Genomic DNA, 13720 nt, shown 5'->3' with positions numbered 1-13720 from the left:
GGCGGAGCACTTCAGGAAGGCAAGCCACTCTTATTCGGCCTGATCTGAAAATGGCTCATGCTCAACATATTTGTTACCGAGCAGGTTTTTGAAATAATTCCGGTTGAACAGCATGCTGGGATGGGTGGGGTGATAACGAAGTGCCGTTTCATTGAACCGGTTTGCCTTCTCATGTTGTCCGAGCCGATCATAACATAAGGCCAGCTGCAGATTCGGGAGCCAGGTGCTATAGGTTTCATTCCGCATCCCCATGGAATCACTGTTCCGTGGCAGCATTACAGCCAGCTCATACCAGTAGATTGCCATCAGCAGCTGGTTCTTCTCCAAGTGCCATGCCGCCAGCCTGCAGCAGAATTCGGGCCGTGGCTTGTCAACTTTCAGAGTCAGGCAAAGTGCTTCAAAAGCCCCCTCCTTATTCCCCAGCCGTTCCATGCACTCAGCCAGACGAAGGCAGGCCTGGTAATTATCCTCGACCCAGCCCAGGCCCCCTTTCAGAAAAAGATTGTAGTATTCGCAAGCTTCCTCATTCCTCCCGTGGTCGCGTAGCTCATTGGCGTAGTAGAACTGGTCGCGTGGTGAGAATACCTCCCCGGCAGCGGCCCGTTTCTGGTAGATCCGCAGATTACGGTCCGTAAAAGCTTTGTCTTTATCATGGGTGATACAGACATCACTGCTGAAGGATGGCCCATAGACCTCCAGGTACTCATGCACCGGCCCTATCCACTTGAAATTACAGCTGCGGCGGACCAGCCGGTTGCGGCGGAGTGACGTAATCACATGGCCTGCGGAATCGAAGGCCAGATTATACGGCATATTTACACTGTCGACATGCTCCGGAAGGCTGTGCTTGAGTGCTCTAAAAAGCTCCTGATCTCTGTCTTTCAGATAATCATCAGCATCCAGCCACAGAATATAATCCTTGGTGGCCTTGCTGAAGGCAAAGTTACGGGCCGCCGAGAAATCCTCAATCCAGGTAAAATCATAAATTACCGCACCAAAGGACGCGGCGATTTCTTGGGTCCGGTCTGTTGACCCCGTATCAACGATAATGATCTCATCCACGATGGATGCTACCGAAGATAAGCAGCGGGGCAGGCTGTTCTCTTCGTTGCGGACGATCATGCATAAGCTGATTTCAATCATGGCAGCCTCCTAAACGTTATACTTCTATATGGATATGCGAATGGAGCCGATTGGAACCCCTCCTCTAACCCACAGCTCTCTTTGGCCTGCGCCAATTTTTTGGCGTAATATTTTTTACCAAAAAAAGAAACTTTTCCTGGAATGCAGGGGTCAATACAGTAGAGAACAAGGGGGGACAGCATGTCTATCGTAACGAATGAATCGGCCACCATGACCGCCGCCGCATTACAGACACTGATGGAGCATTATGGCGAAGATGTATGGAACTATGCCTATTACCTGGCACGCAGCAGAAGCGCCGCCGATGATATTGCCCAGGAGACCTTCATCCGGGCCTACAAATATATGAATACCTTCCGCGGTGAAGCCGCGGTCAGAACCTGGTTGCTGCAGATTACCCGAACCCGTTGGCTCACCTACCGAAGCAGCAGCTTTATCCGGCGGGTAACCCTGCAGGATCAGATTGGCAAAGATTCTTCCAGCCCGTCTGCCGAAGAGGTGTTTTTGCAGCAATCCCTGAGCAGTGAGGTATGGAGGATAGTCCTGCAGTTGCCCCGCAAGTATAGAGAGGTACTGATGCTCTACGCCCACTATGGGCTGAGTATGGAGGAATTATCCGGACTACTGGGAATCTCGCTCTCTGCGGCCAAATCGAGACTGCACCGGGCAAGGCAACAAGCGAACGAATGCTGGGAGAAGGAGCTGGGAAGATCATGAGCACATCACCTGAGGATTGGGAAAAACAATTGAAGGAGAAGCCTTTTGACGGTACACAATTCACGCCGCAAATGAGACAGAATGTCGAAGAACACCTGAGAATACAGCAACACAAGCGGTTCAGAAGCTGGAGCTACGCAGCTGTGATGCTGCCGCTAGCCGCAATAATCTTATGGCTGGGTTACAGCAGCTGGGAGCCCGGCAAATCTGCCCAATCCACCATTGCGGCTGTCACTCCGGCTGTCACTCCGGCCGTCACTCCACAGGACAACGGAGTGTTGGAGGACGCCCCGGCGGGCAGCACTCAAAGGAGCCCTAACAAGGACCGGGCAGTTGGTATTGCCAGCAACTATGCAGCAACGGTCTCCTTCCCTTCTTCGGAAGAGGGGCAGTCAGAAATATCCCTCCCGCTAACTGCTATGTTCTCCGTTCCAGCTCTGGAGGGCGGCGAGACCCATGTAACTTTACCGCCGCTGCCAGACATGACTTACCCGCTTCCTCCGGACATGGAAGGCAAACTTCAGGCGGCACTCATCTTCCGGGCCGATACCGGCAGTGCATATATCCTGCTGGCACCTGCAGGCTGGACCGCATCGGCTATCACCGGAGCCAACGGCTCCTATGGTGTCACCTTTGAAGATCCGGAAGATCCGCAGCGGACCTTGCAATATTCGGATAACGCCTGGGGATGCCAAGGCTGCGCCGTGGGTGATATCGGCACATATATCCCCGGCAAAGCCGATTGGGCAGATGATTATGGAATGACCATTGCCCCCCGGGAATTCACCCGGCAGCAGGTGATGGGAGCCGAAGGTCCGGATGCCCGGACCGTGCGGTATACAGTAGCTGCGGAAGCAAAGGGATATCAGGCGGATGGAGCCGCCTACTATGAAGAGGGGGAATGGGGTTACCTTTTCCGCAAGCTGGAGCTGACCGCCTCACCCGGCTCATTCGGACAGGACATGATCGATACCATATTGAGTTATTTCACAACTTATCATGGTCCTCTTCTCCTTCCTGCTGTCCAGAATACAGAATCTGCCGCAGGCGATACGGGAAATACAACAGAGTCTCTATATCTGGTTCTCGAACAGCGGGGGATGAGGCTGAGCCGTGTACTGGACACCGAGGAGCATTTGTTCAAAAAAGAGCTGGCAGGTAGATGGCCGGATGAGCTGCTGATCGACAAGACCGATACTCCGGTGCGCTCGGACCGCCTGTCCGTCTATACCTACGATAATGCCGAGGAATGCGCCGCCGGGCTGGATGCGTTGAAGCTTGCGATTAACCGGACGACCTACGACGGAGGAGCACGGATTTACCCTCATGCCTTCAGAGGCGGTAAATTTCTTGTGGTGTACTGGATGGGCGGTGACAACGCCGAGCCTTACCAATACGACAAGGCCATCAAGACAGCGCTAAGCAGCCTGGACAGTGATAAGGAATAGACCTGTCTATCTAAACCTTACACGGAGTGCGGACACCGGGAATGATTTTTGTTATAATGTCGTAGAGTTGCGCAGTACCTATTCATATACCAGAAGGGGACGTTCGCTTTGTCAAAAATCATTAAGACCCTAACCATTGCCGGAAGTGACTCCAGCGGAGGTGCCGGTATCCAGGCCGACCTCAAAACCTTTGAGGAGTATGGCACTTACGGCTTCAGCGCATTGACGACTATTGTTACGATGGACCCGGATAAAGGCTGGCATCACAATGTCTATCCGATTGATGCAGCTATCGTTGCGGAGCAGTTGAAAACAGTGTTCGCAGGCGGTCCTGTAGACGCCATGAAGACCGGAATGCTGGGCAGTGTAGATATTGTGCTGGTTGCGGAAAAAGCGATCAAGGACAACCTTCAGACCAACGTGGTCATTGATCCGGTTATGGTCTGCAAAGGAGAAGATGAAGTTCTCAACCCGGAAAGCGCAAATGCCATCCGTGATCTGCTGCTTCCTTTGGCTACGGTGGCAACACCCAATCTGTTCGAAGCCGGTGTCCTTTCCGGGCTGGGCAAGCTGACCTCCATTGACGAGATGAAAGAAGCCGCGCGCCTGATTCATGGGCTTGGCACGAAGAATGTTGTTGTCAAGGGCGGCAAAGCACTGGGCGGCGACCTGGCGATCGATGTGTTCTTCGACGGCTCCGAATATACCGTACTGGAAACAGCCAAAATCGAACCAGCCTATAACCACGGTGCGGGCTGCACCTTTGCGGCTGCCATCACAGGCGGCTTGGCAGGCGGCTTGTCTGTGCATGATGCTGTCGCAAAAGCCAAGGATTTCGTCTCCGCAGCCATCCGCAGCGGTTACGCATTCAACCAATATGTCGGCCCTGTCTTCCACGGCGGCTACCGGCTGGAGCGATAACACCCCGAGAGGCCTTCACTAGCAATACATCTATGTGCGGGAGCGGATTATTCTGCACAGCTTTCAGCTTTTGTAATACTTAAAGAATGGCAGAACATAAGGGCGATGCCCTTTTAGTTCTGCCATTCTTATTATTTATCTATAGATGAGATAAATGACCTGACAAGCGATTGACTATTCAAATCCTTCCTCAATCGGGAACTCGCTATCATTTCCCGATGCTCCATCACAAAGCAAAAAAGCGGCACCGCTGTGCCGCTCCTTGCATATATAGCCCATTTTTTGCAGAAAATTTACTTACCAGTGTTTTCCTCGGCAATATGCTTCACGAATTGAAGGATCTTATCCTTAGGCTTATCTCCGCCCAACACTCCAATATCTATCGACTGGGTGTTATGGTTGATTGGCAGAGAAGACACGAATTTCGAGTCTGTAATATCTACAGCGTAAAGCTCGTTCACGGTACTCTCCCCTAATTTCCCCCATTTCATACGGGGATCATCCTTGGCGATCTTGCCATCCCCCAGAATCGGTTCCAGATTCTGAAAGCCATCCTGGCCGCCGATCCATTTGAGTGTAGCTTCATCCAGAATCAGAATATCCGGTGAGTTCGCTGCCAGCTCGACTACAGCCTTTTGCATATAGTTCATATCCAGTGTATCGGAACCCTCGCCGGTCTTGGGAAGGTATACAATGCTGGTGTCCACCCGTTTCCATTCTGGATACTCATTAACAATCGCCTGGTTCAGAGCGTCCATCTTGCCGTCCTTGTCCTTCACACCAAAATTGCCGATGAACATAATTTTCGCATCAACCGGCGGCAGGGAGGCCAGATATTTTCTGTGCTGCCAGTTGTTATACAGCGCATTACCAGCGAAGACAAGTACGATTACCGCGATAATAGAAATAATTACATGTGTTTTATAGAGCCGCATAAAGCGTTCCCATTTCCGCGCTCCACCGGCAAGACTGCCGTATTTAGCCAGCCGCTGATCTTCAGCCTCCTGAATTTCCTGCTGGTCTCTGGAATCCAGTATAAATTTGATGGCTTGAAAATCCTCTTCATACGCTGCGATTTCCGCTTCATTGGTCAAAGAGCGCCGCCGTCTAAGCAGCAGATCGAACCTTTTGTCCAATTCCTCTCTGGTTACGGTCTCAGGCAACCCTAACCTTTCATAGGCTTGTTTCAGTTTCTCGTTCACAATCAAGTCTCCTTTGGGTTGATGCCGGTCCTGCATTTCGCCGCTGCCGGAACAGTCTGGAATCGTTGTGGCTTCTACTTCTCTATTTTATCAGACATGCACCTACTTTCTCCAGTCGACTCCATGATAATGAACTCCCGTTCCGTTTCTCCGTTCTTGTTCAGGAAAGATGTAGTACGCACAAAGCCTGCTTGAGTATAGAGTGTGAACGCTCTTTGATTAAAAGCAGCAACAGTTAATCTAAAGCCCGAGGGTGCATGTCGCCTGACCAAATGCCAAACCCGCCTGTACAAAGCCGAGCCCCTTCCCCTTTCCTGTCAGATCCGGCCTCATCCCCAGCCCGATATCCAATACATCATCGCCTATGTACAAACCCTGCAGCCTGCCCCCTGGAACCTGAGCATTTTGTCCATAACAAAAGAATCCAACCAGCTCACCCTCAGTGGAAAGCACCGAGAAATACGTTCCGTCCAACATTTCTTGTATGTCTTCGGGATCATCTGTCATATTATAGATAGAATATGGCGGTTCATAGTCCCAATTCACAATTTTCCGGGCCTGCTGTTCATCCATTGCTGCGATGCAGTAATCATTTGCCATGCCTCTGTTCAAGCTCCTTACCTCCACGTTAATGTTTATGCCCCTCTACATTCTATTGCAATCGAATAGAGGCTTCCCCATGCTAGCAGCTATTTTTATCCTTTTTTACCTCTATGCTCTGCTTCATCTGGTCACAGGGTTCGTTCAGCTTAAGTCTAAGCGAATTCCCGTCAAAAATGCAGTTTTTTTTATCACCGGCGGATTAGTCATTTTGTTAACTCCAAGCCATCAGGCCATCAGACTAGCTCCAACTCTATATTTACAAAAAAACCTTCCTGTGCGCTGCTCCGGAGAACAGGCACAGGAAGGGAATCTGCGAATCCGGGAATCGTATCATACAATGAAACTACACTCGATGATTATGAAGTATAAGTCCGTCCAAGCCCAAGTTCCGTTAACAACTGACGGTAAGCAATTGAGGTTCGGTCCGCCGGAATATGTGCTTCTGCCTGCAGATCAAGCGGCAGATCCTCCGGAGTCTGCGACTCCACCATTTCTGCGTCTTCTGCGAAGACCTGCAGGTTGAAGTTGATCGTATCCTGTACCGGTGCGTTCTTGTCGAAGTTTCTGGAGATCGGACAGAAGAGCCGGGTATATCGCGCAGATACCGGGGAAGCACAGTTTAGAATTTTGAGTCTGCCTTCATCCGGAAAATAGACGGTAAGCGAAGCCGCAAACGGCGGGAACACACGGAATTCGCGCAGCCACATGAAGCCTTCCGGTGCCGGGTTCTCCTGGCCTTTCCCGTAATTGCTGACCGTACTCCAGTATTCCGCAACCAGTTCGCTGCCTTCGCGTCTAACCTTGTATTGGGGAACCTCAGTGTTGTTGCGGTCACCGAAGGTTGCCGTATGCACATAAGCGAAATGTGAGACATCGAGGAATCCTTCCATCTGGCGGCCGGACGAACCGGCAATATCGAAGCTCGGCGGCAAAATATTCATATAGTCCGGATCCTCCCACCCGGGGAAGGCTGGAATTTGCTCAGGTGATGAGCCTAGGCAGGTCCAGATCAAGCCGTAGCGTTCAATGGCCGGATACACAATCAGCTTCAGCTTGGGTGAGATTTTGGAGCTGGGATGAGCCGGAACGGCGGTACATTTCCCTTCACAGTTATAGCGGAACCCGTGGTAAGGGCACACAATTTCGCCATTCTCTACCCAGCCCTTGCTGAGAGGTGCTCCCCGATGGAAACATAGATCACGCGCGATGACCACTTTACCCTCACTTCGGTAGCATACCAGCTTCATATCCAGCAGCTTCACTGCGAGCGGTTTGTTCTGTACCTCATCTGCTATGGCGACCGGGTACCAATATTCAGCTAAGACCCGCCAGTCCTCAGGGGAGAATGTGCAGTCACGGGGAAGCTCGAGTTCATGCACCAGTTTCTTGTTTTCCTCAATCATGTTCGTTCCACCTCTCCACTCCCGATAAACTCCGTTAAGGTAATTTATTATATGTTAGATTATATAACTTATTGTGTATATTTTAATCTTGTTCCCCTAAAAAAATCAATCTAAAATCGTCTGTTTTTGGATTCCTGACTAAAAACACGATTCAAATGTTATGCATAATGACATAAAACATAACATAATAGTTTTTGCACCTGCCACTCCTGCAGGCCGTGAAACCCAAAAAAATCCTGCCAGTAATACATTCTCACGTGGAGAATCCATTACTGACAGGATTATTCCTGACTTCATATCCAACAGTCAAAAGGGATCAACTGCTCTTAATCACACCTTTTTTAAGAATAACATTACCGTAAAGCGCCTCTTCACCGGTGATTACAATAGCATAAGCACTTTGTGAGCGGGTATAGAAAGCAAAGCGTTCTTCATGGGAGATCTGCGCATCCTCATCAAAACCAGAAATGATTTCCTTATACGTATCCCAGATTACAGGGACTGTAGGATCTCCTGGAACGACACTCATGAGCGCAGCCTGATGATCCGCATAATGATCCAGCGGGAGCAGCTCCAGAACCGCAGCCAGCAGCTCAGGAATGCCTAAGCCGTCACAGCGGATCACCCGGGAATGCAGCGCATGGCCGGGAAAGTTGGCATCTGCGAGCACCAGCTCATCGCCATGGCCCATCTCCATCATGATTTTGACGAGTTCGGGGGAGAGCAGCTTGGGGATTTTCTTCAGCATGTTCAGATCCCCTCCTTACATTCCATAGAAGGACCGCAGCGCCACCAGCTCTTCAATCCGGTTCGGCGGCAGCTCACGTTCCCCGTTAATCATGCGGGTTAAAAAGGTCAGCTTGGCGGTGTATTCCAGCCGCTCCATGTTCATATATGCACCCATTACATCCTTGCCCCAGGACAGTGCGCCATGGCTTTCCAGCAGCACGGCTGTTTTCTTGCCCAGGAACGGCATGATGGAATCAGGAACTTCCTCCGTAGAAGGTGTGCCGTATTTAGCCAGAGGAATATCACCCATAGCGATAACGGATTCCGGCATCATCATTTTGTCGAGTGCTTCCCCTTTAATGGCAAAAGCAGTACCAAACGGCGGGTGCGCATGCACTACCCCGTTCATCTCTGGAAGCTCCCGGTATATCCGCAAATGCATTTTGACTTCTGTTGAAGGTCTGTAGCCTTCGTGTGCTTCTAGTATCTCTCCCTCGAGATTGACTTTGACCAGCATATGCGGCTCCAGATAGCCTTTGCTGACCCCAGTTGGTGTAGCTAACACTTCATTTCCGCTCAAACGGGCAGAGATGTTGCCGTCATTCGAGGCTATAAAATCCTTATTGAACAAGTTCCTTCCGATATCGCAAATTTGCAGTCGCAGTTTCTTTTCCAGCTCATCCATGGTTTATTCTCCTCTATTATCATTTATTGGCCGATAGACCGTCAGGGTCTCGGAAGCTGCTACAATCTCTGCGGCCCGGCTGAAATCCAGTTCGCCCAGGGCTGCCAGCTGCACCAGCAGATTGCCGAGCGCACTGGCTTCGACGGGACCGGCTATAATTTCTCTTCCGGAAGCGTCCGCCGTCAACTGGCAGAGGAGCTTATTCTGAATCCCCCCTCCAACCATATGAACTTTACGAACCTTTTCACCAGTAATTTCTTCCAGCTCTTGGATCGCAGCCGCATAGGACTGGGCGAGGCTCTCCAGAATCGTGCGGACCATCGCCCCTTTGGTCTCTGGGACCCGTTGACCGGTACTCCGGCAGTATTCAGCGATACGTCCCGGCATGTCTCCAGGCGTACTGAAGACCGGATCGTTCGGTTGGATAAAAGATTGTGCCGCCCCCTCGTTCCCGGCAAGTGTGGAAAGCTCCCCGAAGCTCAGCACTTCACCCGCTTCCGCCCAGGTCCTGCGCGTTTCTTGGAGCAGCCACAGGCCGGTAATGTTCTTAAGCAGCCGGTTCCCGCTGCCATAGCAGCCTTCATTGGTGAAGCCATATTTATAGCTTGCCGGGGTTAGCACGGGAGCCTTCGTTTCCATGCCAACGAGTGACCAGGTACCGCAGCTGATAAACGCTACCCCTTCCTTCTCCATATATGGAATGGAGGCTACGGCGGAAGCTGTATCATGAGAGGCACCGGCAATAACGCGGATGGGTCCGCAGCCCAGTTCAGCGCAGAGCTCCGGCAGCAGCCTGCCGATGGCCGTTCCGGCCTCAACACGAAGCGGAATCAGACCCGCCGGAATTCCCAGCCTGCCGAGAACCACAGATGAAGGGTCGCCAGTACCGGCGTCCAGCAGCCCGCTCGTACTCAGAATGGTTTTCTCTGCAGAAGCAGTCCCGGACAGCAGGTACAGGAACAAGTCAGGCATCATGAGAATATGGTCAGCACGCTCCTGAAGCAGCGGGTTCTCCTGCAAATCCGCAAACAGCTGGTAAAGAGTATTGATCGGGTCCGGCTGATTGCCGGTAAGCCTGAACTGCTCCTCAGGCGGCAGCAGCTCCTCCAGGCGATTACGGTATTTCCCCATCCGCTGATCCCGGTAATGATACGGAGAATCAAGCAGCTTCCCGGCATGATCCAAGTAGCCGTAATCTACTCCCCAGGTATCCACACTGAGGCTTGTTATTTCTCCGTGAGCCTGGCACGCCAGCTTGATTCCCTGCTTAATCTCCTGAAGCAGAGCCGGGACATTCCAGTATAAATGTCCGCTGTCCTGCACCGGTGTGTTGGCAAACCGGTGCACTTCCTCTGTCACCATGCTGCTTCCGTTATAGGTGCCGAGGATCACTCTTCCCGAGCTTGCCCCGAGATCCACTGCCAGCAGTTTTATCCGCTTGCCCATTCCATTCACCTGCCCGCTTCCAGAAGTTAATATAGGGGTCCAAAATTGCGGCAGGCCCGGTAGTCCGCAGCCTCAAGACTCTCCGTCCCGAACAGTGACCAGACACGCGGCCGGAAAATCCGCGACGCCTCCACATTATGCATACTGACCGGAATGCGCAGCATGGATGCCAGTGTAATCAGATCTGCACCAATATGACCGTAGCTGATTGCTCCGTGATTGGCTCCCCAATTATTCATCACGTCATACACCGAGCTGAAAGAGCCGGTTCCGGTGAGAATAGGGGCGAACCAGGTGGTCGGCCAGGTAGGATCTGTACGTTCATCCAGCGTGCGGTGCACCTCTTCAGGCAGCTCCGCAGTATAACCTTCCACCAGTTGCAGGACAGGCCCCAGTCCTTTGACCAGATTAAGCCGCGCCATTGTTACAGGCATTCCGCCCTTGGTCAGATAATCGGTAGAGAAGCCGCCCCCTCGGAAATATTCCTGTGAAGCCGCCCGGAACTCCGTTGCCTTCAGAGTAGCTTCCACTTCCTCATCTGTGATCTCCCAGAATGGTTTGATTACCGGCTTGCCCTCTCTCGTCTGTTCACCTGCACCGTCTAGTGCAGCAGATCCGGAATTGATCAGATGGAGCAGGCCGCCAGCTGCCTGGTCTTGCAGCTCGTATCCGGTCACACGCTTCACGGCTGCCGGACTCCAGTAGGTGCGGACATCGGCGAAGATCTGCGCCGTATTCGTCAGCAGATAATTGAACAGCATGGTCACGCCGTTCAGGCTGTCATTCTCCGTAGCCAGAATATAAGGAGCGCGCTTGCCGTTCCAGTCGAAGGAGGAATTCAGGATCGTCTCCATGAAATCACCATTCGGGAAGTGGTCCGTCCATTGACGCTGCCCCTGGAAGCCGGCTGCAAGCGCGTTGTGGCCTTGACCCTCTTCTTCAAATCCAAGCTCTGCAAGCAGCGGATTCCCGACCATCAGATCACGGCCGATAAGTGCCATCTTGACGCAGGTTTCCCACTGGGCTTCCTTCTCTTCGCTGCTAAGCTGGAGATGTCCAGGGTTATTATCAGGGCCGATCCGGCAATTCTCCTTCGTCCATTTCAGCGCGCGGGCAAATTCCTCCTGATCGTAAATGCCTTCCTCGAAACGGCGGACGAACTCGGACATATCGATATATTCATTGCGCATGCCCAGGTACTCCTGAAAGAACTGGTCATTCACAATCGAACCAGCGATGCCCATTGATACCGATCCCATCGACAGGTAGGAGGTACCCTTCATCAGAGCAACGGCAAGCGCCGATTTGGCGAACCGCAGCAGCTTGGTCTGGACATCAGCCGGGATATCCTCGCTTCCTGAATCCTGCACATCCTCCCCATAGATCCCAAAAGCCGGAATGCCTTTCTGGGCATACGCTGACAGCACAGCAGCAAGATAGACCGCGCCGGGTCTCTCCGTACCATTGAATCCCCAGACCGCATTCGGAATCGCCGCATCCATATCCATCGTTTCCGAGCCATAACACCAGCAGGGTGTTACTGTAATGGATACCCCTACATTCGCGCCTGAGAATTTGGCCTGAGCGGCTGCAGCTTCCTTCACTCCACCAATCGTGGAATCCGCAATTACACATTCCACAGGTGAGCCGTCAGGGTAATGCAGGTTTTCCTTCAAAAAGGCAGCGACCCGCTCCGCCATACCCATCGTCTGGACTTCAAGTGATTCACGAACGCCGCGGCGTCTCCCGTCAATCGTCGGGCGGATTCCGATTTTGGGATAATGAGTTGTCATGCCATATAACCTCCTCCGAATGATAAGAACAATAAAAGCGTTTGCATATGCTCTATCATAAAATCATAAACCAGGTATGTCAACATAAATCCACACATTTATAGTGAGTTTATGTGGTTTTAGCAATATAAATGTGGAGTCTTATGTGGATTTTCCTTTTATTTATCCCTCGGATTATAGTAAAATAGAAATAAAGATCAATCATGCCAGGAGGTCCGCCTTAGTGAGAGCATTTGAACGCCGTGAACTCATTATCAATAAGCTCTACCGTAACAAAAAAGTCCATGTCGCTGATTTGGCGCAGGACTTCAATGTCTCCGAAGAGACGATCCGCAGAGATTTGGAAAAGCTGGACAAGGAAGGCATCGCTAAGAAAAGCTATGGCGGCGCCATCCTGAATGTTCACACCAACGAGGACCCTTCCTATTCCCATAGACATGCGGTCAACCTCGAGGCCAAGCGGGCCATTGCCGCGAACGTCCTGGAGCTTATTAATGATGGTGACAGCCTGATGACCGACACCAGCTCAACCGCTTTTGAAGCACTGAAGAAAATTACCGAAGTCAAAAAAAACCTGACGATCATCACCAATTCACTGGTCGTCCTGTCCGAGTTCCAGCATTCCGGGCACAAGCTGATCTCCACAGGCGGCGTGCTGGGAGCTGAAACCAACTCCTTTGTCGGGCCGAGCGCCTCCCACACCATCCAAAGATATAATGTGGACGTCGCATTGTTCAGCTGCAAGGCACTTTCAATGACAGGCGGACTAAGCGATTCCAACGAAGCCGAAAGCGAACTCAAGATTCTTATGCGCCAGCAGGCCAGCAAAGCGGTACTTCTCGCAGACTACTCCAAATTCGACCGGATTGCTTTTATCCGATTGTTCGGCTTTGACGAGATAGATTTTATCGTTACAGACGAGAAGCCCTCGGAGGAATGGAGCATGTTTCTGAACAAATACCAGGTCTCACTTCTCCACAGTCCCGCAGAATAATCCGGCTACAGTGGTACGAAGCTCCTTTTCACATAAGTTTCTTGTCCTTTCCATTCCTTTGCTTCACATGATGACCTATAATTAAGGGAAAGATGATCTTTGAGGTGTGCGATGAACGAAGACAGAAAAGGCAAATATGATAACATTGATGAGCTGATGGCTGTATTTCAGCAGTTCTCCAAAATCAACTGGCAGAAGAACAACCCCACCCTACTGAAGCCCAGTGAAATTCGTGTGCTGGTTACGATCAAATTAGGAACCGAGAAATCCGGCAAGCCAGTGCTTACGATCTCTGATATCAGCAAAATGCATAAGGTCACCTCCCCCACTATTACCCAAATGGTGAACAGTCTGCTGGCACAGGGTTATGTGGTCCGCACCAGCGATGCCCTGGATAAAAGGGTCAGCGGGATTGCATTGACTGACAAAGGCGAACGCTGTGCCGACGCCGCTGTTGACAGAATCCGCGACACGTTCAAGGGGATGATTGACTATCTCGGCAAGGAACGGAGCGAAACGCTTATCGAGCTTTTGAATGGGGTCTATCACTATTTCGAAGAAATCAACGGGCAGCTTGAGGACTGATAACCTATATTTTTAGCACAAAAAAACAGCAAGTACAGGGCAAGCCCTATA

Annotated in this window: 12 protein-coding genes and 1 pseudogene; 5 read left to right on the top strand and 8 right to left on the bottom strand. The window is 51.4% G+C overall.

Annotated features, from left to right (window positions below; translation table 11 throughout):
* Nucleotides 1-30 precede the first annotated feature (30 nt).
* On the bottom strand, nucleotides 31-1143 hold the full coding sequence (locus tag A3844_RS05765) for a glycosyltransferase (RefSeq protein ID WP_074106866.1): 1113 nt from the start codon (nucleotides 1141-1143) through the stop codon (nucleotides 31-33).
* Between the two features lie 180 nt (nucleotides 1144-1323).
* On the opposite strand from A3844_RS05765, the gene A3844_RS05760 reads away from it, so the two are divergent.
* From A3844_RS05760 to thiD, 3 genes are all read left to right on the top strand, one after another.
* Complete coding sequence (locus tag A3844_RS05760) at nucleotides 1324-1860, top strand: RNA polymerase sigma factor (protein WP_074106865.1); 537 nt, start codon at nucleotides 1324-1326, stop codon at nucleotides 1858-1860.
* A complete protein-coding gene (locus A3844_RS05755) occupies nucleotides 1857-3308 on the top strand; it encodes a DUF4850 domain-containing protein (RefSeq protein WP_074106864.1) in 1452 nt (483 codons plus the stop codon). Before A3844_RS05760 ends, A3844_RS05755 begins: the two co-directional genes overlap by 4 nt.
* Before the next feature lie 108 nt (nucleotides 3309-3416).
* Nucleotides 3417-4229 carry a bifunctional hydroxymethylpyrimidine kinase/phosphomethylpyrimidine kinase gene (gene thiD / locus A3844_RS05750; protein ID WP_074085186.1) on the top strand — a complete coding sequence of 271 codons (813 nt, stop codon included), beginning with the start codon at nucleotides 3417-3419 and terminating at the stop codon, nucleotides 4227-4229.
* 293 nt (nucleotides 4230-4522) lie between these two features.
* Here the strand turns inward: thiD and A3844_RS05745 are convergent, their stop codons facing one another.
* From A3844_RS05745 to A3844_RS05715, 7 genes and pseudogenes are all read right to left on the bottom strand, one after another.
* Nucleotides 4523-5431: a hypothetical protein gene (locus A3844_RS05745; protein WP_074106863.1), complete on the bottom strand. Its 909-nt coding sequence runs from the start codon at nucleotides 5429-5431 to the stop codon at nucleotides 4523-4525.
* 74 nt (nucleotides 5432-5505) lie between these two features.
* A pseudogene (locus A3844_RS05740) lies at nucleotides 5506-6031 on the bottom strand (GNAT family N-acetyltransferase).
* A gap of 359 nt (nucleotides 6032-6390) precedes the next feature.
* Complete coding sequence (locus A3844_RS05735; protein WP_074106862.1) at nucleotides 6391-7437, bottom strand: aromatic ring-hydroxylating oxygenase subunit alpha; 1047 nt, start codon at nucleotides 7435-7437, stop codon at nucleotides 6391-6393.
* A 316-nt stretch (nucleotides 7438-7753) separates the two neighbouring features.
* Nucleotides 7754-8185 (bottom strand): L-fucose mutarotase, encoded by a 432-nt coding sequence (gene fucU / locus A3844_RS05730; protein WP_074085182.1) that lies wholly within the window; start codon nucleotides 8183-8185, stop codon nucleotides 7754-7756.
* 15 nt (nucleotides 8186-8200) lie between these two features.
* Entirely contained in the window at nucleotides 8201-8851 is a 651-nt protein-coding gene (locus A3844_RS05725) for a class II aldolase/adducin family protein (RefSeq protein WP_074106861.1), read from the bottom strand.
* A gap of 3 nt (nucleotides 8852-8854) precedes the next feature.
* Complete coding sequence (locus A3844_RS05720; protein WP_074106860.1) at nucleotides 8855-10297, bottom strand: rhamnulokinase; 1443 nt, start codon at nucleotides 10295-10297, stop codon at nucleotides 8855-8857.
* A 26-nt stretch (nucleotides 10298-10323) separates the two neighbouring features.
* The gene (locus A3844_RS05715; protein WP_074106859.1) at nucleotides 10324-12090 is read right to left on the bottom strand and encodes an L-fucose isomerase; all 1767 of its coding nucleotides are present in this window, start codon (nucleotides 12088-12090) and stop codon (nucleotides 10324-10326) included.
* Nucleotides 12091-12313: 223 nt separating this feature from the next.
* Between A3844_RS05715 and A3844_RS05710 the strand changes: the two genes are divergently transcribed.
* Entirely contained in the window at nucleotides 12314-13084 is a 771-nt protein-coding gene (locus A3844_RS05710) for a DeoR/GlpR family DNA-binding transcription regulator (RefSeq protein WP_074085178.1), read from the top strand.
* Nucleotides 13085-13195: 111 nt separating this feature from the next.
* Complete coding sequence (locus tag A3844_RS05705; protein ID WP_074085177.1) at nucleotides 13196-13669, top strand: MarR family winged helix-turn-helix transcriptional regulator; 474 nt, start codon at nucleotides 13196-13198, stop codon at nucleotides 13667-13669.
* Nucleotides 13670-13720 lie beyond the last annotated feature (51 nt).

Origin of the sequence: Paenibacillus helianthi, assembly GCF_001909055.1 — a bacterium.
Classification (GTDB): domain Bacteria; phylum Bacillota; class Bacilli; order Paenibacillales; family Paenibacillaceae; genus Paenibacillus_AQ; species Paenibacillus_AQ helianthi.
Note: the sequence above shows the minus strand (reverse complement) of the source record. Positions and strands in the feature narration are given on the sequence as shown.